The sequence below is a fragment of the Cupriavidus lacunae genome (assembly GCF_003353055.1).
Lineage (GTDB): Bacteria > Pseudomonadota > Gammaproteobacteria > Burkholderiales > Burkholderiaceae > Cupriavidus > Cupriavidus lacunae.
In genome coordinates this window covers 13,630-32,649 of record NZ_QKWJ01000001.1, presented here as the reverse complement: position 1 = coordinate 32,649, position 19,020 = coordinate 13,630, and the positions used below count along the sequence as shown (strand labels likewise).

Annotated in this window: 16 protein-coding genes; 7 read left to right on the top strand and 9 right to left on the bottom strand. The window is 67.6% G+C overall.

All coding sequences use genetic code 11. The annotated features are described in order from the left end of the window. Positions 1–152: 152 nt before the first annotated feature. Together DN412_RS00140 and sauS are read right to left on the bottom strand one after the other, a co-directional pair. A complete protein-coding gene (locus tag DN412_RS00140) occupies positions 153–1,691 on the bottom strand; it encodes an acyl--CoA ligase (RefSeq protein ID WP_115012670.1) in 1,539 nt (512 codons plus the stop codon). Continuing rightward, positions 1,688–3,181 (bottom strand): acylating sulfoacetaldehyde dehydrogenase, encoded by a 1,494-nt coding sequence (gene sauS, locus DN412_RS00135; protein WP_115012669.1) that lies wholly within the window; start codon positions 3,179–3,181, stop codon positions 1,688–1,690. Before sauS ends, DN412_RS00140 begins: the two co-directional genes overlap by 4 nt. 208 nt (positions 3,182–3,389) lie before the next feature. Between sauS and DN412_RS00130 the strand changes: the two genes are divergently transcribed. After that, the gene (locus tag DN412_RS00130; RefSeq protein WP_115012668.1) at positions 3,390–4,148 is read left to right on the top strand and encodes an IclR family transcriptional regulator; all 759 of its coding nucleotides are present in this window, start codon (positions 3,390–3,392) and stop codon (positions 4,146–4,148) included. An 8-nt stretch (positions 4,149–4,156) separates the two neighbouring features. Here the strand turns inward: DN412_RS00130 and DN412_RS00125 are convergent, their stop codons facing one another. The 4 genes from DN412_RS00125 to DN412_RS00110 all read right to left on the bottom strand — a co-directional run bounded on the left by DN412_RS00125 (position 4,157) and on the right by DN412_RS00110 (position 7,712). Next, on the bottom strand, positions 4,157–4,963 hold the full coding sequence (locus DN412_RS00125) for a BPSS1780 family membrane protein (protein WP_115012667.1): 807 nt from the start codon (positions 4,961–4,963) through the stop codon (positions 4,157–4,159). A 5-nt stretch (positions 4,964–4,968) separates the two neighbouring features. Further along, positions 4,969–5,973 carry a homoserine kinase gene (locus DN412_RS00120; protein WP_115012666.1) on the bottom strand — a complete coding sequence of 335 codons (1,005 nt, stop codon included), beginning with the start codon at positions 5,971–5,973 and terminating at the stop codon, positions 4,969–4,971. Between the two features lie 129 nt (positions 5,974–6,102). Further along, the gene (locus DN412_RS00115) at positions 6,103–6,537 is read right to left on the bottom strand and encodes a hypothetical protein (protein ID WP_115012665.1); all 435 of its coding nucleotides are present in this window, start codon (positions 6,535–6,537) and stop codon (positions 6,103–6,105) included. Positions 6,538–6,764: 227 nt separating this feature from the next. Then, on the bottom strand, positions 6,765–7,712 hold the full coding sequence (locus DN412_RS00110) for an LOG family protein (protein ID WP_234824835.1): 948 nt from the start codon (positions 7,710–7,712) through the stop codon (positions 6,765–6,767). Positions 7,713–7,716: 4 nt separating this feature from the next. On the opposite strand from DN412_RS00110, the gene polA reads away from it, so the two are divergent. From polA to DN412_RS00090, 4 genes are all read left to right on the top strand, one after another. Further along, positions 7,717–10,533 (top strand): DNA polymerase I, encoded by a 2,817-nt coding sequence (gene polA / locus DN412_RS00105; protein WP_115012664.1) that lies wholly within the window; start codon positions 7,717–7,719, stop codon positions 10,531–10,533. Positions 10,534–10,702: 169 nt separating this feature from the next. Beyond that, a complete protein-coding gene (locus DN412_RS00100) occupies positions 10,703–12,028 on the top strand; it encodes an NAD(P)/FAD-dependent oxidoreductase (protein ID WP_115012663.1) in 1,326 nt (441 codons plus the stop codon). Between the two features lie 147 nt (positions 12,029–12,175). Further along, on the top strand, positions 12,176–13,054 hold the full coding sequence (locus DN412_RS00095) for a dienelactone hydrolase family protein (RefSeq protein ID WP_115012662.1): 879 nt from the start codon (positions 12,176–12,178) through the stop codon (positions 13,052–13,054). A gap of 122 nt (positions 13,055–13,176) precedes the next feature. After that, positions 13,177–14,055 (top strand): ZIP family metal transporter, encoded by an 879-nt coding sequence (locus DN412_RS00090; protein ID WP_115012661.1) that lies wholly within the window; start codon positions 13,177–13,179, stop codon positions 14,053–14,055. Positions 14,056–14,114: 59 nt separating this feature from the next. Here DN412_RS00090 and DN412_RS00085 read toward each other — a convergent pair whose 3' ends face one another. From DN412_RS00085 to DN412_RS00075, 3 genes are all read right to left on the bottom strand, one after another. Continuing rightward, on the bottom strand, positions 14,115–14,972 hold the full coding sequence (locus DN412_RS00085; RefSeq protein ID WP_115012660.1) for a sulfurtransferase: 858 nt from the start codon (positions 14,970–14,972) through the stop codon (positions 14,115–14,117). A 55-nt stretch (positions 14,973–15,027) separates the two neighbouring features. Then, on the bottom strand, positions 15,028–15,951 hold the full coding sequence (locus tag DN412_RS00080) for a DMT family transporter (RefSeq protein ID WP_115012659.1): 924 nt from the start codon (positions 15,949–15,951) through the stop codon (positions 15,028–15,030). Positions 15,952–16,321: 370 nt separating this feature from the next. Then, a complete protein-coding gene (locus tag DN412_RS00075; RefSeq protein ID WP_115012658.1) occupies positions 16,322–17,425 on the bottom strand; it encodes an aromatic ring-hydroxylating oxygenase subunit alpha in 1,104 nt (367 codons plus the stop codon). 389 nt (positions 17,426–17,814) lie between these two features. On the opposite strand from DN412_RS00075, the gene DN412_RS00070 reads away from it, so the two are divergent. Then, positions 17,815–18,120 (top strand): exodeoxyribonuclease VII small subunit, encoded by a 306-nt coding sequence (locus DN412_RS00070; protein ID WP_115012657.1) that lies wholly within the window; start codon positions 17,815–17,817, stop codon positions 18,118–18,120. Beyond that, positions 18,117–19,001 carry a polyprenyl synthetase family protein gene (locus DN412_RS00065; RefSeq protein WP_115012656.1) on the top strand — a complete coding sequence of 295 codons (885 nt, stop codon included), beginning with the start codon at positions 18,117–18,119 and terminating at the stop codon, positions 18,999–19,001. The genes DN412_RS00070 and DN412_RS00065 overlap by 4 nt, the downstream gene beginning before the upstream one ends. The last annotated feature ends 19 nt before the right edge of the window (positions 19,002–19,020 follow it).

Here is a 19,020-nt window from a genome sequence, read left to right as displayed (position 1 = left end):
AGCCATGCGCTTGCGGCGCGCCGGGGGCGCGGCGCCGGCCGCGCTGCCCCGTCCTTGAGCAATCTGTCTGTGGTCTTGAGTCGTGTCTCCTGGTCTGGTGGATTCCGGTCGGGCAGGCTCCTTGGCGAGGGTTGTGGAAAGCGAGGGAAGGTTCAGGCGTGGTCGAGCAGCTTTAGTCGCTGCACCTTCCCGGACGGGCCGCGCGGCAGCTCGGCGATGAAGCGGAACTCCTTCGGCGTCTTGTAGCGGCCCAGTTCGCGCAGGCAATGCGCGCGCAGCGCGGCGAGCGCGTCTTCACTGCAGTGCGCCGCTTCGCGCATGACCACATAGGCGACGATCTCCTGCCCGTAGGCCGGGTCCGGCACGCCGACCGCCGCGGCTTCGAGCACGGCCGGATGGCGCAGCAGCGCCTCGTCGATCTCGCGTGGGGCGATGTTCTCGCCGCCCTTGATGATCAGTTCCTTGGCGCGCCCGGTGATGTAGAAATAGCCATCGGCGTCGCGGTAGCCGAGGTCGCCGGTGCGCAGCCAGCCGTCATGGGTAAAGGCCTCGCGCGTGATGTCCGGCGCCTTGTAGTAGCCCGCCATCACGTTCTCGCCCTGTAGCACGATCTCGCCAACCTGTCCGTCAGCCACCGGCATGCCGTCGTGCCCGAGCACGCGGGCGCGCGTGCCCGAGGGCCGGCCGATGCTGCCGATGCGCCGCCGGTCCGGGTCGAGCGGATTGCTGAACGCCGGCGCGGCGGTCTCGGTCATGCCCATGGTCTCGATCACGCCGATGCCGAAGCGCGCTTCGAAAGCGCGGTGATGCTCGGGCGGCAGCGCGGCCGAGGCCGAGCGGCAGAAGCGCACGCCGGCGGGCGCCTGGCCGTGCGGGTCGTTCAGCAGGTAGGCGATGATGGTCGGCACCACATTCAGCCAGGTGCAGTCGTGGCGCGCGCTGTCCTTCCAGAACGCGCTGGCGGAAAAGCGCATCGGCATCACCACCGAGCCGCCGTGCACCAGTGGCGCGATCGCGGTCACGACCAGTCCGTTGATGTGGTACAGCGGCAGCGTCGCCAGCACCCGGTCGGCCGGCCCGAGGCAGTGCTCGCGGCTGACGTTGGCACCGTTGGTCACGAGGTTGCGCTGCGTGAGCAACACGCCTTTGGGCGTGCCGGTGGTGCCGGACGTGTACATGAGCAGCGCGGGCGCGTCAGGACGCGGTGGCGGCAGTGGCGACGCAGCCTTCTGCATGGCCGGCAGTGCCGGCAGGCTGCCGGCGTCGGGCGCGGTGACGATCACCGGCACGTCCAGCCCGGCCTCGCGCAGCGCCTCGCGGATGGCGGCTTCGCCGTCTGGCCAGGTGAAGACCAGCCGCGTATCCGAATGCGCGAGGATGTAGCGCAACTGGGCCGGCTGGCACAGCAGGTTGATCGGGTTGACCACCAGCCCGCAGGCCATGGTGCCGAGCAGGAGCCGCGCGGTCTGCTCGCCGTTGGGCAGGTACACCGACACCGTCTGCCCGCTGCCCAGGCCGGCTGCCGCATAGCGGCGCCCCAGCGTGTCGGCGTCGGCTGCCAGCGCGCCGAACGTGAGCGCGTTGCCGCTGTCGGGCGACAGCAGGTAGGGCTTGTCGGGCCACTGCGCGGCACGCACGGCCACCAGCGCGGCGAGGGTGTCGAATACTTCGGGTTCCGTGCGTGCGTTCATTTGCCGACCCTCGCGAAGTAGTCGCCCAGCAGGTCCGCTTCATCGGGCACATGCTCGGCGATGGGCACGGCGATGCGGGTGATGTTCAGGTACTGGCGCCAGCCGAGGTTGTCCGAGAAGTTGTTGCCGCCCCAGGTGCCGCAGCCCATGGACAGCGAGAACGGCAGGCCGTTGTCGAAATTCCCGCCGGTGGCGAAGCAATGCGCCTGGTTCACGATCACGCGCGCCACCGGCAGTTCCTGTCCGAGCTGCAGCGCATGATGCGGATGGTTCGAATGCAGGCTGACCGAATGCCCGGCGCCCATATAGGCGTACAGGCACGCAACCCGCTCGACCGCCGCCGCGAAGTCGGCGGCGCGGTAGACCGTCAGCACGGGCGAGAGCTTTTCGCCCGAGAAGGGGTAGTCGCTGCCGACGCCGGTTTCCTCCACCAGCAGCATCGCGGGCTGCAGCGCGCGCACGCGTTCCAGTCCGGCGAGTTCGGCAATGCGCGTCGCGCTCTGTCCCGTAAAGGTGCCGGCGAGCTTGCCGTCCTGCCACATCAGCGCCTGCAGCCGCGCTTTCTCCGCAGCCGTGAGCAGCACGCCGCCGACTGCCGCCAGGGCGTCGAGCATGGGCATGTAGACGGCGTCGAGCACGACCAGGCTGTTTTCTGAAGAGCAACTGGTGGCGTTGTCGAACGTCTTGGAGCGCGCCACCTTGGCCGCCGCGTCATCCAGCGCGGCGCTGGCGTCGATGATCGAGGCGACATTGCCGGCGCCAACGCCGAAGGCCGGCGTGCCGGATGTGTAGGCCATGCGCACGTTGGCCTGCGAGCCGGTCGCGACCACCAGGTCGGCCTGCCGCATGAGCGCTGCCGTCGCGGCCTTCGACACCGGCGCGGGCAGCATCTGGACCAGGTCGGCGGGCAGGCCGGCGCGGGCGAACTCGGCGTGGATGAACGACAGCAGCAGCGCGCACGTGTCCTGCCCTTTTGGCGACGGCGCCACGATCACGCTGTTGCCGCACTTGAGCGCGTTGATGATCTTGTTGGCCGGCGTGGCCGCGGGATTGGTCGACGGGGTAATGGCCGCCACCACGCCCACGGGCCGCGCGATCTCCGTGATGCCAGCGGCCGCATCCTGCGCGATCACGCCTGTCGTCTTGTGGCCGTGCAGGTCGCGCAGCAGGCCCAGCGTCTTGCGGTAATTCTTGCGGATCTTGTCGTCGACATTGCCCAGGCCGGTGTCGGCGACGGCACGCTCGGCCAGCTGGCGGTTGCGCGTGGGTTCCATGATGGCCCACGCTGCGGCGGCGACTGCCGTGTCGACGGTGGCCTGGTCGGCACGCGCGAACTCGCGCTGCGCCTGCCTGGCCCGGGTCACGACTGCTGTGACGGCTTCGGCTGCGGCATCTGCTGCAGATTGCGCAGTCTGCGCGGGCACGGACGCCGCCGGTAGGGACAAATCGGAATTGTTGGACTGCCGGCGATGCAGTATTTGCACACTCATGGATTCGACTCCGCGGTTTGGACGGTTAGGGCCGCCGCGCTTTGCCGTGCACTTCGCGGCACCGGTCGGCGGCCCTGGATCGAATCTAGTGAAGCGCGCCAGACAGTCCGTCCCAATTTGTGCGCTTTCGCGAGCGCGCAGCCGGGGTGCGATCCGGAATTCAGTTTTCGGGACGGCCAGGCGTCCCGGAATCCTTTAAATTTGATCCATGAGCAATCACTCGAATGCCGCCGCGGTGCGCGCCTTCCGCATTCTCGAGATCCTGTCCACGGCCGACGAGCCCCTGTCGCTGGCGGCCATCGTGCAGGCGATCGAACTGCCGAAGCAGACGGTTCACCGCATCCTCAAGCAGCTGGAAAGCACGTGGCTGGTGTCGCGCACGGCTGGCAACCGCCACTACGAGTGCTCATCGCGGGTGCGGCAGCTGGCCGTCAATGTGCTGATGCAGGCAGGTCCGGCGGCGGCGCGGCATGCGATCCTGCAGCAACTGGTCGACAAGATCGGGGAGACCTGCAACCTGACCATGCTGTCCGGCGACGACGTGGTCTATCTGGACCGCGTGGAAACGCAATGGCCGCTGCGCATGCACTTGCAGCCGGGCTCGCGGGTGCCACTGCATTGCACCGCCAGCGGCAAGCTGCTGCTGGCGTTCCTGCCGAGCGCGCAGCGCCAGCGCCTGGTCGCCAGCCTGCCGCTGCGTGCGCACTCGGCGCACACCATCACGGACGCCGAGGCGCTGTACGCGGAGCTGTCCGAGACGCGGCGGCGGCGCCTGGGGGTCAACAATCAGGAAAACCTGGAGGGCATGATCGCGGTCGCGGTGCCGGTGATGCGCAACCGGAACCGCGCCTGCGCGGCGATTGCCGTGCAGGTGCCGATGGCGCGCATGACGATGGACCAGCTGATGGGATTCGTGCCAGACCTGCGCCTGGCAGCGGACGAGATGGTGAAGACCTTCTGCGAGTAAGCCGTGGTTCAGGCGCCCGGTGTTGCCGGCGCGGCCGGGTCCACCCCCGGCGGCGTCACGTTGAAGCAGCCCCGGTATGTCGCATAGAACGAGCAGTACAGGATCGCCAGCATCAGCAGCGAATACGGCGTGACCAGGAACGACAGCACCGTCTCCGCGCCGAAGGCGCTGAACACCGCCTCCAGGAAGAACGGGATCGCCACCAGCAGCATCGCGAACAGCACCGCGTAGGTGAAGAACGCGCCGCGGTTACGCCAGCACGCGGTCCAGCTGAAGAACAGCGCCTTGACCGGCGGCACGCCGTGCCAGGCCGCCAGCAGCGGCGCGAACCAGAACATCATGGCGATCGGCGTGTACAGCAGCGCGCCGATCAGCATGGCGTAGTACAGCTGGCGCACCGCCTCGGCGGTCGGCGCTTCTTCCTTCAGCACGATCGGCACCAGCGCGCTCATGTCGACCACGGCGCCGGCGATCAGCCCCAGCACGAACACCAGTCCGGCGTAGATGCCGCCCAGCACCAGCAGGTTGCGCGTGGCTTCCTTGCCGTTGGCGCGAAAGCCGGCCAGCAGCACGGTGGGCAGCACGCGCTTGTTCTGGATGACGTCACGGCATGCGGTCATCACGCCGACCGACAGGCCAGGGGTGACCACCAGCAGCGCGATGATGCCGATCAGCGGCACCACGATGGCCAGCTGCGCGGCGATCAGGTAGACGAACAGCAGCATCAGGAAGGTCAGCGGGTTCTTGCGGAACAGCCAGATGCCCTGGCGGAACCAGGTGTAGCCTTCCTTGGCAGGGACTTCCAGTAGTTGCATACGGATCAGATCCAGGGGAGCGGGGCGCTCGCAGGGTTCGCAGGAGTTGCGTCCAGGCGCCGGCGCAGGATGCGTTCGAAATGGGTCGGATCGTGCGGCTGCAGCATGTCGGCCTCGCGCGGCAGGTAGAAGTCCCACAGTCGCGACACCCAGAAGCGCAGCGCACCCGCGCGCAGCATGTCTTGCCAGTGCGCGGCCTCGGTCTCGGTCAGCGGCCTGACCGCATGATAAGCCCGCAGCAGTGCCTGCGCGCGTGCCGGGTCGAGTTCGCCGCTGGCCAGGTCGATGCACCAGTCGTTGACGGTGACCGCCACATCGAACAGCCACTTGTCATTGCCGGCGAAGTAGAAATCGAAGAAGCCGCCCAGCCGGTGGCGCCCGCTGCCGTCTTCCTCGAACAGCGCGTTGTCGCGGAACAGGTCGCAGTGGCACGGGCCTTCGCCCAGGCTGGCGTACGCCGCGCTGGCGAAGAACGCGGACTGGTGGGCGATCTCCTGCTGCAGCAGCGCGCGCTGGCCGGCATCGAGGAAGGGCAGGATCTCGCGTTCGGTCTGCTGCCACCACGGCAGGCTGCGCAGGTTGGGCTGGCGGCGCGGATAGTCCAGGCCGGCCAGGTGCATGCGCGCCAGCATGTCGCCGACTTCGGCGCAGTGCTGCGCGTCGGGTGCCAGCTGCGACGCGCCGGGCAGGCGCGTGACGATGGTGGCGGGCTTGCCCTTGAGCGGTCGCAGGATCTCGCCGTCGCGCGCCGGGATCGGCGCGGGCACGCGGATGCCGCGCCCGGCCAGGTGCGCCATCAGGTGCAGGTAATAGGGCAGCTGCGCGAACGTCAGGCGCTCGAAAATGGTCAGCACGTACTGGCGTGTCTGGCCATCGTGCTCCATGGTGAGGAAGAAATTGCTGTTCTCGATGCCAGAGGCGATGCCGCGCAGTTCGCGCACTTCGCCAAGGTCGAAATCCAGCAGCCAGCGGGCGATCTCGTCCTGCGAGACCGTGGTGAATACGGCCATACTCTTTGTGTGAAGCGAATCGGAAAACGGCGGGCGCCAAATTCGGACAAAGTCCGGGCCGCCGCCGCGGCATGACTGCCGGAGGGCCGGCGCGGCCTGGGGTTTATGCCAGGCCGTGGGCAAGCGAACTCAGAACTTCAGGTTGACCGAAGGCACGCGGTTGACATCGTGCTCGCGGATCTTGGGCGAGCTGTCTTCCGGCTTGCTCATCTCGTATTTGGTGCCGAAACCCGACTTGACCTGGATATCGGTGGCCCGTCCCTTGTCGCGGTACTCGCGCACCTGGGTGCCGTCGCGTTCGTTGAGCTGGAAGCTCGGCTCGCGCGGCTGGTTCAGCTGCGACTTGGCCGCCGGGGCAATCGGCTGGTTGTTGATCTGGTTCAGCTCCTGCTGCGTCAGCGCATTGCTTTCCTGCGCAACGGCCCAGCCGGAAGCCAGCGCCAGCGCGGCGGCCGCCACGGCGGCGAGGCTGGACACGGACCGCCTGGCAGGCGATTCAGGCTCGCCGGCCACGGCGGCTGACCGCGTGGACCGGACCGAGCGGACGGGGGAGGGGGAGGTCATCAGGTGCTCCTGTGCGGGGCTGCGGCACACCTTGCGCGCAGCGCCGCGGCATGCGGCGGTTGGACTGCAACCCGGCGGCGTCGGGCTTGGCAGACGGACAGGTTCCATTCTAGCAATTCCTGCCGTGCGCAGGCCGCCGCCGTGCCCCGAGGGGCACCTGCACGGCGGCGTAAAGTGCTGCGAAAGCCGCTTGATGGCCTGTGCCTGGCCCGGCGCCCGTTCCCGCCTTACAGGTAGAACATCTCTTCCTTGGGCGGGATCGGCTTGTCGCCGCCGCGCTGCTCGTAGTAGTCGTAGACCGCTTCCAGCACTTCGTGCGGCTCGTCCACGATCTTCATCAGGTCCAGGTCGTGCTCGGCGATCAGGCCCATCGGCAGCAGCGTGAAGCGGAACCAGTCCAGCAGGCCCTTCCAGAAGCGGCTGCCGAACATGATCACTGGCACCGAGCGCGACTTGCCGGTCTGCACCAGCGTCAGCACCTCGGCCAGCTCGTCGAGCGTGCCGAAGCCGCCCGGCATCACGATAAAGGCGTCCGAGTTCTTGACGAAGGTGACCTTGCGCGTGAAGAAGTGGCGGAAGCGCATGGCAATGTCCTGGTACGGATTGCCCTGCTGCTCGTGCGGCAGTTCGATGTTCAGGCCGACGCTGGCGGACTTGCCGGCGTGCGCGCCCTTGTTGGCCGCTTCCATGATGCCGGGGCCGCCGCCGGAGATCACGGCAAAGCCGGCGTCCGAGAACAGCCGGGCGATCTCGATGGTGCGCTGGTAGTACGGCGAATCCTCGCGCAGGCGCGCGCTGCCGTAGATCGACACAGCCGGCCGGATCTCCGAGAGGTACTCGGTCGCCTCGATGAACTCTGCCATAATCGTGAACATTTGCCACGAGGCGCGCGCCTTCTTTGCGGTAGCGCGGTCTTCGTCGGCCAGCGCACGCAGGCTGGGGATCATCTTGCGCGGATTGGCGCGCGACGCCGCCGCCGCAGCCTTTTCAGCAGCAACTTCGGGCGGATTGCCCGCGGCAGCAGCATCGGCCGCCGCGGCGATGGCCGCGGCGTGTTCGGAAGCCGCCGCCGGCGGGGGTTGCACGGTATCGCCGGAAATGTCGGAAACATCCGGGTCAGCAAGGGGGGCGGTCGAGGCACCGCCTGCAGCGGCACCAGTCAATTTTGAGTCCATGGGAATGTCGGATAGTCCAAAAACACTCTTGCTCGTCGACGGATCGAGCTATCTGTATCGCGCTTATCACGCTCTGCCGGACCTGAGGAATGGGGAGGGTCTGCCCACAGGGGCAATCTACGGCATGATCAACATGCTGCGCAAGTTGCGCAACGACTACCCGGCAGAGTATAGCGCCTGCGTGTTCGACGCAAAGGGCAAGACCTTCCGCGACGACATGTATGCGGCCTACAAGGAGCACCGTCCGTCCATGCCGGAAGACCTGGCGCGCCAGATCGAGCCGATCCATGAAGCGGTGCGCGCCATGGGCTGGCCGATCGTGGTGGTGGAGGGCGTGGAGGCCGACGATGTGATCGGCACGTTGTCGCGCCAGGCCACGGAACAGGGCGTGCGCACGGTGGTGTCCACCGGCGACAAGGACCTGGCGCAGCTGGTCAACGAGCAGGTCACGCTGGTCAACACCATGAGCGGCGAGGTGCTCGATCCCCCCGGCGTGGTGGCCAAGTTCGGCGTGCCGCCCGAGCGCATCATCGACTACCTGTCGCTGATCGGCGATGCGGTGGACAACGTGCCGGGCGTGCCCAAGGTGGGCCCCAAGACCGCGGTCAAATGGCTGGCCGAGCATGGTTCGCTCGACGGCGTGATGGCGGCCGCCCCCGGCATCAAGGGCGTGGTGGGCGAGAACCTGCGCAATACGCTGGAGTGGCTGCCGATGGCGCGCCAGCTGGTCACGGTCAAGACCGACTGCGACCTGTCCGCCGCGGTGGCGGACTTCCACGCGCTGCGCGAAGCCGGCGAGGACAAGGACAAGCTGGCGGCGTTCTTCTCGCGCTACGGCTTCAAGACCTGGCTGCGCGAGGCCACCGGCGAAAGCCTGCCCAATGCGCGCGCCCAGGCCCGCGCCCGCGCGGCAGCGGCCCCCGCCCAGGGCGGCCTGTTCGATGCCCCGGCCACGGCCGGCGAGGCCGAGGCGCCGGCCGCGGACGAGGCCGCGCCGACCGAGATCCGCTACGAGACCGTCAGCACCGAGGCGCAGCTGGAAGACTGGATGCGGCGCATCGAGGCCGCGCCGCTGGTGGCGATCGACACCGAGACTACCTCGCTCGATCCGCTGCAGGCGCAGCTGGTCGGCATCTCGCTGTCGGCCGAGCCGGGCGTGGCCTGCTATATCCCGGTAGCGCACCGCGGCCCGGACGTGGCGGGGCTCCCCGACCACGGCCAGTTGTCGCGCGAGTTCGTGCTGGCGCGCATGTGCGCGTGGCTGGAGGATGACCGCCGCCCGAAGCTGGGCCAGAACCTCAAGTACGACGTCCACGTCTTTGCCAACCACGGCGTGAAGCTGCGCGGCGTGGCGCACGACACCATGCTGCAGAGCTACGTGCTGGCCTCGCACCGCAACCACGGCATGGACAGCCTGGCCGAGCGCCTGCTGAGCCTGAAGACCATCACCTACGAAGAGGTGTGCGGCAAGGGCGCCAGCCAGATCGGCTTTGACCAGATCGACCTGGCGCGCGCCACCGAGTACGCCGCCGAAGACGCCGACGTGACGCTGCGCCTGCACCGCAAGATGTTCCCGCAGGTGGAAGCCGCGGCAGGCCTGCGCCGCGTGTATGAAGAGATCGAGATGCCGGTCTCGGTGGTGCTGCAGAAGGTCGAGCGCAACGGCGTGCTGATCGATGCCGGGCGCCTGGCCACGCAAAGCGCCGAGCTGGGCCAGCGCATGCTGGCGCTGGAGCAGTCCGCCTACGAGGCCGCCGGCCAGCCCTTCAACCTGGGCTCGCCCAAGCAGATCGGCGAGATCCTGTTCAACCAGATGAAGCTGCCGGTGGTGAAGAAGACCGCCAGCGGCGCGCCTTCGACCGACGAAGAGGTGCTGCAGAAGCTGGCCGAGGACTACCCGCTGCCCAAGCTGCTGCTGGACTACCGCGGCCTGGCCAAGCTCAAGTCCACCTATACCGACAAGCTGCCGAAGATGGTCAACCCGCAGACCGGCCGCGTGCACACCAGCTACGGCCAGGCCACCGCGGTGACCGGGCGGCTGGCGTCGACCGAGCCCAACCTGCAGAACATCCCGGTGCGCACCGAAGAAGGACGGCGCATCCGCGAAGCCTTTATCGCCGAGCCGGGCAGCGTGATCGTGTCGGCTGACTACTCGCAGATCGAGCTGCGCATCATGGCCCATATCTCGGGCGACGAGAACCTGCTGCGCGCGTTTGCCAACGGCGAGGACATCCACCGCGCCACCGCCGGGGAGATCTTCGGCGTCGAGCGCGAGGCCGTCAGCAGCGAGCAGCGCCGCTATGCCAAGGTGATCAACTTCGGCCTGATCTACGGCATGAGCGCATTCGGCCTTGCCAGCAACCTGGGCATCGAGCGCGAGGCCGCCAAGCACTACATCGACCGCTACTTCATGCGCTATCCGGGCGTGGCCCACTACATGGAAGAGACCCGGCAGACCGCGCGCGAGCAGGGCTATGTCGAGACCGTGTTCGGCCGCCGGCTGTGGCTGCCGGATATCAACGGCGGCAGCGGGCCGCGCCGCCAGGCCGCCGAGCGCGCCGCCATCAACGCGCCGATGCAAGGCACGGCAGCCGACCTGATCAAGCTGTCGATGATCGCGGTGCAGGACTGGCTGGAGCGCGACGGGCTGCAGACGCGCCAGATCATGCAGGTGCACGATGAACTGGTGCTGGAGGTGCCGGAGCACGAGCTGGAACTGGTCAGGGTGCGGCTGCCGGAGTCGATGTGCTCGGTGGCGCAGTTGCGGGTGCCGCTGGTGGCCGAAGTGGGCAGCGGCGCCAACTGGGAAGAGGCGCACTGAAGCCATACACTAACGAGTCGGCGTTCCCGGCCGGCTCGCCCGCCCTGCGTGGTGGTATCGAATGAAGCGACTGCTGAGTCAGGCCTGCCGGCTTGCCAGCCATGCTGCAATGCAGCAGACTGTGGAAAACGCCTCAGGCAAGAATTCACAAAAACGCATCAGGTAGACCATGACAGAAACAAAGACGCCCCGCATCGTCGTCGTCGGTGGGGGAGCAGGGGGGCTGGAACTGGTAACGAAGCTGGGCGACAAGCTCGGCCGCAAGGGCGAGGCGCAGGTGGTGCTGGTGGACCGCCTGCCCACCCATATCTGGAAGCCGCTGCTGCATGAAGTGGCGGCCGGCAGCATGGACCCGAACACGCACCAGCTGGAATATGCGGCGCAGGCGCGCTGGCATCACTTCGAGTTCCAGCTGGGCGAGCTGACCGGCATCGACCGCACCCGCAAGACCATCTCGGTGTCGGCCAGCTTCGACGAGGACGGTGCCGAACTGCTGCCCGCGCGCGAGCTGCCCTATGACACGCTGGTGCTGGCGATCGGTTGCGTCACGCATTTCTTCGGTGTGCCCGGCGCGGCCGAGAACGCCATCGCGCTGGACGTCGTGGCGCAGGCCGAACGCTTCCGCAAGCGGCTGATCGCGGCCTGCGTGCGTGCCCAGAACGGGCGCGGGCGCGTGGACGAGGACGGCCGGCCGCGCGTGGACATAGCCATCATCGGCGCGGGCGCCACCGGCGTGGAACTGTCGGCCGAGCTGCGCAACACCGCGCATGTGCTCAGCGCCTATGGCCTGCACCGGCTTGACCCGCGCCGCGATGTGCGTATCCACGTGATCGAGGCCGGCCCGCGCATCCTGCCGGCGCTGTCCGAGCGGGTCTCCGCCGAGACCGCCAAGCTGCTGAAGAAGCTCGACGTCAATGTCCTGACCGGCGAGCGCGTCACCGAGGTCACGCCGCTGGCGGTGCTGACCGCCAGCGGCAAGCATATCGATGCCGACCTGACGGTGTGGGCGGCGGGGATTACCGCGCCGCCGGTGCTGGCCAGCCTGGGCCTGCCGGTCAGCCGCCAGGGCCAGATCGTGGTCGGGCCGACGCTGCAGAGCGAGGGCGACCCGGACATCTTCGCCTTCGGCGACTGCGCCAGCTGCCCGTGGCCGGAGAAGCAGACCACGGTGCCGCCGCGTGCGCAGGCCGCGCACCAGCAGGCCACCTTCCTCTACGACGCGCTGCGCGCCCGGCTGGCAGGGCGGCCGCTGCCCAGATTCGCCTTCAAGGACCTCGGCTCGCTGGTGTCGCTGGGGCATTTCAGCGCGGTGGGCAGCCTGATGGGCGGGCTGATCGGCGGCTCGATGTTCATCGAAGGGCTGATGGCGCGCGTCATGTACACGTCGCTCTACCGGATGCACGTGATGGCGCTGCACGGCGCCGTGGGCATGGCGCTGGACACCGTCTCGCACTGGCTGCGCCGCAAGACCAGTCCGCGCGTCAAGCTGCACTGACGCAGTATCCCGGCCGGGCTTCCAGGCAAGCTTCTCCAGGCGGCAGGACACTGGCGTGCATGCGCCGCCATGTTTTCTCCATGTCTGCTTAAAATCTGGCGCTGGCGCCGCATATCGGCCCAGCCACCAACGATCCTGGAGACACGTATGCTCAAACCGGAAGTGGATAGCCTGGTCCCCGGCCAGACGTTCGATCGCCGCGGCTTTGTCAAGACGGCGCTGGGTTCCGCCTTTGCGGCGGCCGTGCTGCCGGTGATGGCCCAGCAGGCCATCAAGACCGATTTTGCCGGCCTGAGCGCCGGCGAGGTCACCATCCCCTCGGGCGGCTTCAGCATGCCGGCCTACCGTGCCCAGCCGGAAGGCAGGAAGAACCTGCCGGTGGTGCTGGTGGTCAGCGAGATTTTCGGCGTGCACGAGCATATCGCCGATGTGTGCCGGCGCTTTGCCAAGCTGGGCTACCTGGCCATCGCGCCGGAGCTGTTCGCGCGGCAGGGCGATCCCCAGAGCTTCGGCACCATCCAGGAGCTGCAGCGCGAGGTCATCGCCAAGGTGCCTGACGCGCAGGTCATGGGCGACCTGGACGCCGCCGTGGCCTGGGCCGGTGCCAACGGCGGCGACGTGTCGCGCCTGGCCATCACCGGTTTCTGCTGGGGCGGCCGCATCACCTGGCTCTACGCCGCGCACAATATGCGCCTGAAGGCCGGCGTGGCCTGGTACGGCCAGCTGGCGCCCGAGCCGACCCCGCTCAAGCCGAAGAACCCCATCGACCTGGTCGGCCAGCTCCATGCCCCGGTACTTGGCCTGTATGGCGGCAAGGACACCGGCATCCCGCTTGAGCAAGTGGAGAAGATGAAGGTCGCGCTGGCATCGTCGTCCGACCCGGACGCCAAAGCCTCGCGTTTTATCGTCTATCCCGAATCCGGCCACGCCTTCCATGCCGACTACCGGCCCAGCTACCGCGAGGCCGATGCCAGGGACGGCTGGCAGAAGTGCCTGGACTGGTTCAGGCAGCACGGCGTGGCCTGATCCGCTCATCCAGGCGCCGTCCAGACGCCTGCCGCCCGACTGCAGGATTGCAAAGTCCCGGCGGATACGTACAATGCGGCCTTTGAGTTATTGCAACATTGTTGCGTTTGCCGCCCGGCGCGATGCGGGCGGAACGGCGGGGCCGCCCGGCGCCGCCACCCCGGGAGCCCATCATCCATTCGACGCTTTTGTATATCCTGCTCGCCGCCACGATCTCGGGGGTGGGCAGCATCTTCGGGGCGGCGCTGCTGTCGCTGACGGTGGCGTCCCGCGTGGTCGAGCGCATGGTGAGCTTCTCGGTGGGCGTGCTGCTGGCGACCGCGCTGCTGCATTCGCTGCCCGAGGCATTCGAGTCCGGCGCCGACACGCGCGCACTGTTCGGCACCTTGCTGGCGGGGCTGCTGGGTTTCTTCCTGCTGGAAAAGATTTCGCTGTTGCGCCACTCGCACCACCACGAGGGCGATGGGCACCACCACCACCACGGCCATGACCGCGAGGAAGCGGGCCGCAGCGGCCTGACCATCCTGGTCGGCGACACCTTCCACAACTTTGCCGACGGCATCGTGATCGCGGCGGCCTTCCTGGCCGATCCGCATATCGGCGTGGTCACCGCGCTGGCGATCGCGGCGCACGAGATCCCCCAGGAAGTGGGCGACTTCATCGTGCTGCTCAACGCCGGCTTCTCCAAGACGCGCGCCTTTGCCTTCAACCTGCTGTCGAGCCTGGCGGCGATTGCCGGCGGCCTGGTCGGTTACTTCCTGCTCGACGAAATGAGCGGGTGGATTCCGTACGTGCTGGTGATTGCCTCGAGCAGCTTCCTCTACATCGCGGTCAGCGACCTGATGCCCCAGATGCAGCGCAAGCCGCGCTGGCGCGAATCGGCGATCCAGGTAGTGCTGGTGGCCGCGGGCATCTCGGCCATCGTCTTCATCACCAATGGCGTGCACGAGCAGCACAGCCATGGCCACGGCGCTGCCGCGCCGGTGGCCGCGTCACATTAGTCCACTGAATCATTGACATGGCAGGCACCGACCAATTTCAGTGATTCAGTGGACTAGCGTCAGGCCGCCCCGGTCGCGACCGGGCGCGCCGGGTCGGCGCACCATTCGCTCCACGATCCCGGGTACAGCGCCGCGCCGCCCAGGCCGGCTGCTTCCAGCGCCAGCAGGTTGTGGCAGGCCGTCACGCCCGAGCCGCACTGCATCACCGCCTGCGCCGGGGCGCGCGCGCCCAGCACCGCGGTGAATTCCGCGCGCAGGGTTTCGGCCGGCTTGAAGCGGCCGTCCGTCCCCAGGTTGTCCTTGAAGAAGCGGTTGGCCGCGCCCGGGATATGGCCGCCGACCGGGTCCAGCGTCTCGTTCTCGCCGCGGAAGCGGTCCGGGGCGCGGGCATCCACCACCAGCAGCCTGGCGCTGTCGAGGTTGCCGACCAGCGCGGCCGCGTCGACGGTCGGCACCAGCGACTTGCGGCGGCTGACCTTGCCGGGCAATTCCGGCTCTTCGGCGGCATCGTGCTCCAGTGGCAGGCCGGCCTTGACCCAGGCGTCCTTGCCGCCGTCGAGCACGGCCACGGCATCGTGGCCGATCCAGCGCAGCAACCACCACAGCCGCGCGGCGAACATGCCGCCATGGGCGTCGTAGGCCACCACCGGGGTGTCGTCGTCCACGCCCAGCGCCTGCAGGCGCGCGACCAGGTCGTCGGCATCGGGCAGGGGGTGGCGGCCGTTGCTGCCGGTCTTGGGGCCGGACAGCTCGTTATCCAGGTGCAGGTAGAAGGCGCCGGGCAGGTGGCTGGTGCGGTAGGCCTCGCGGCCGGCGGCCGGGTCGGCCAGGTCGAAGCTGCAGTCGATCACGACGCAGCGGCCGGGCGTGGCCAAGAGCGATTGCAGCGCGGTGACGGAAATCAGCGGTTTCTGCATGGGAGTCCTGTAGCGATCGAACGAAAAGATCAAGGGAATTTCGGCCTACCCGATGCTACACCTCGGGGTGCACTTCCGCCTCGGGTGACTTGACCGGCGTGGCGGGGGTCGGCTTGGCATCGGTCCCCTGGCGCGCGCGCATCAGCGTGGTGGCGATGCCGCTGGCGATGATCAGCCCCATGCCCAGCCACGACAGCCAGTTCAGCCGGTCGGACCAGATCAGCATGCCCCAGACGCTGGAGAAGACGATGCCGGCGTATTGCAGGTTGGCGGTCAAGAGCGTATTGCCGCGCTTGTAGGCGCGCGTCATCGCGGTCTGGCCCAGCGTGGCCAGGATGCCGATGGCCAGCAGCAGGCCGGCGCCGTACCAGGTATGCGGGCTGGTGCCGCCCAGCAGCATCCACACCAGCCCGGCGATCATGCCGACCAGCGAGAAATAGAAGACGATGCGGCCCTCGGGCTCGCCCAGCTGGCCGAGCTGGCGCACCTCGACATAGGCCAGTGCGGTGAACATGCCGGAGATCAGGCCGACCAGGCCGCCGGTGAGCTGGTCCTTGCCGACCGAAGGCTGCAGCAGGCAGATCACCCCGGCAAAGGACAGCAGGATCGCCAGCACCAGGCGGCGGTCGGCGTTGCCGGCGGTGCCGGCCAGTGCCGCGCCGGCGCCCAGGATCAGCGCGATCCACACCGGCGACATGTAGTTCAGCGTCATCGCCGTGGCCAGCGGCAGCAGCGAGATCGAGGTGAACCACAGCATCAGCGCGGTCACACCGAATACGCTGCGCTTGATGTGCGACAGCATGTAGGGCGTGCGCACCGGGACCCCGCGCGAGTGCAGCAGCACCCACATGATGACCACGCTGATCAGGCCGCGGTAGAAGACGATCTCGCCGGTGGTGTAGAGATCGGACGCGAGCTTGACGCCAACCCCCATCAACGAGAAGGCGAAGGCGGCGAACAGCATCCAGAGCGATTGCATGGCGAGGGCGTGGTGAAGCGAACGGAAGCGAAGGGGAGAGTCCGGCGCGCGAGCGGGGCTTCGTGGCTGGCCTCGCGTCGCGGAGCGGGCCGGCGCGGCGGCATGTGCTGCCGGCACCGAACGATGATTCTAGCAGCGCACATCGGCCCTCAAGACAAAACGGACCGCCGTGGCGGTCCGTTCCTGTGTGCATTGTGCGGTTATCGCACTGGTCCACTGAATCACTGAAATTGGTCGGTGCCTGCCATGTCATGCGGGCGCATCGCGTCGTTGCAAATGCTCGCAAGAGGCGTGCTATTGCTGCGCTTTGCGCCTAGCGCTGCATCCCGCATGACATGTCCTTCACCTCCCATTTCAATGATTCAGTGGACTAGCCGGCGTAAGCCATGGCCCGGCGATACCACTCATGGAAGTGCTGCATGCCGTCTTCCATCGGCGACTGGTACGGGCCGACCTCGCTGGTGCCGCGCTTGAGCAGCGCCTGCCGGCCGGCGTCCATGCGCTCGGCGATCTCGTCGTCCTCGATGCAGGTTTCCATATAGGCGGCGCGCTCGGCTTCGACGAACTCGCGCTCGAACAGCGCGATTTCCTCGGGGTAGTAGAACTCCACCACATTGCGCGTCTTGCGCGGGCCGACCGGGTGCAGCGTCGAGATCACCAGCACGTTCGGGTACCACTCCACCATGATGTTGGGGTAGTAGGTCAGCCAGATCGCGCCGTGCTTGGGCAGCACGCCGTTGTTGAAGCGCAGCACCGCGTCGTGCCATTTCTGGTAAGTCGGGCTGCCGGGGCGCTTCAGGCCGGCATGCAGGCCCACGGTCTGCACGCTGTGCCACTCGCCGAACTCCCACTTGAGGTCGTCGCACGACACGAAGCTGCCCAGCCCCGGGTGGAACGGCACGACATGGTAGTCCTCCAGGTAGACCTCGATAAAGGTCTTCCAGTTGTAGTCGCACTCGTGCACCTCGACGTGGTCCAGCATGTAGCCGTCGAAGTTCAGGTCCTGCGCCACGCCCAGCCTGGCCAGGTCGGCGCGCACGTCGCGCTTGCCTTCGAACAGCAGGCCGTTCCAGTTCTGCAGCGGCGAGCGCTTCAGGTGCAGGCAGGGTTGCTTGTCGAAATGCGGCGCGCCGAGCAGTTCGCCCTTCAGGTCGTAGGTCCAGCGGTGCAGGGGGCAGACGATGTTCTGCGCATTGCCGCGGCCGTTGAGCATGATGGCCTGGCGGTGGCGGCAGACATTGGACATCAGTTCGACACCGGCGGCGTTGCGCACCAGCATGCGGCCTTCGTCCTCGGCCTTGAGCGTGTGGAAGTCTCCGACTTCCGCAACCATCAGTTCGTGGCCGACATAGCCCGGGCCATTCCTGAACAGCAGTTCGAGTTCTTGTTGATGCAGTGCTTCGTCGAAATAGACGCCGACGGGCAGTTGCGAATCAGCCGGCGCCAGGTTGAGCGCGGTGCTGAGATTGGACATTATCCCCACTCCCAGATGAACAGGTGAAAGCAGTGAACAACCCAACCATCGAAAATTGAATCGATTTGGGAAAGACTGCCGCCCGGTCGGGAATCTCCCGCACACCCCTGGCGGCGAACGGGGGATTGTACCCGACCCAAAAAGTTAAGGGCCTGATTTTTTTGCCTTTTTAGCGAAAAAGTCGACCCGGGTCGTCATCTGGGTGCCGTAGCGGGCGCATTCGGAAAGACGACCCGAGCGCACAAGTCACTTCTCGGGTTCCGGCACCGGAATGGGGCATGTTGTGGGCATACTGCTCTGCGCAACGTTGGGGGAAAGCGCGCGCTTTGGCGTAAAATCCGGGCTTCCCCATCCGGGTTTCCCCCCGGCCCTTGATTCCAGGTCCTGATATGCCAAAAACGACGACCGCTCCGGTCCAGACCGACAACACCGACGCCAGCGCCTCGGCGCCGCCGGCTTCCTACGAGGCGGCGATGGCCGAGCTGGAAACGCTGGTGGCCAGCATGGAAAGCGGCGAACTGCCGCTGGAGGCGTCTCTGGCGGCCTACCGCCGCGGGGCCGAACTGGTTCGCTACTGCCAGCAGAAGCTGGAGCGGGTCGAGCAGCAGGTCCGGGTGCTGGAGGGCGATGTGCTCAAGCCCCTGGCCGGCGATGGCAATGGTGGCAACGGTGCACAGGGGGCGGACGAGGCATGAGCGACTTTGCACAATGGATGCAGGCCCAGGGGGTCCGCACCGAGGCCGCCCTGCAGGCGGCGTTGCCTGAAGGCAACACCGTGCCCCACACCCTGCACGAAGCGATGCGTTATGCTGCACTAAGCGGCGGCAAGCGCGTGCGGCCGCTGCTGGTGCATGCCGCTGGCGAAGTCAGCGGCGCAGCCCCGGCCACCTGCGACGCGGCGGCCTGCGCGGTGGAGATGATCCACGCCTACTCGCTGGTGCACGACGATATGCCCTGCATGGACGACGATGACCTGCGCCGCGGCCGGCCGACGGTGCACAAGGCTTATGATGAGGCCACCGCGCTGCTGGTGGGTGATGCCTTGCAGACCCAGGCCTTTATCGTGCTGGCTGGCGCCGGGGGCATCGCGCCCGCGGTGCGGCTGCAGTTGGTGGCGGAGCTGGCGCAGGCGTCGGGCTCGACCGGCATGGCCGGCGGCCAGGCGATCGACCTGCAGAACGTGGGCCGCGCCATGACGCGCGAGGCGCTCGAGGCCATGCACCGCATGAAGACCGGCGCACTGTTGCGCGCCAGCGTGCGCATGGGGGCGCTGTGTGGTGAAATCGATACCCAGGGCCTGGCCGCGCTGGACCGCTATGCGGCGGCGGTGGGATTGGCGTTCCAGGTGGTTGACGATATTCTGGACGTCACTGCGGATACCGCCACGCTGGGCAAGACCGCCGGCAAGGACGCCGCACATGACAAGCCGACCTATGTGTCGCTGATGGGACTGGACGCGGCGCGCGAACTGGCCGGGGCGCTGCGCGCCGACGCCCACGCGGCGCTGGCCGGCTTTGGCGACCGCGCGGCCCGCCTGCGCGACCTGGCGGACCTGATTGTGCTGCGCACACATTGAACTGAGAGCCGGACGTGAG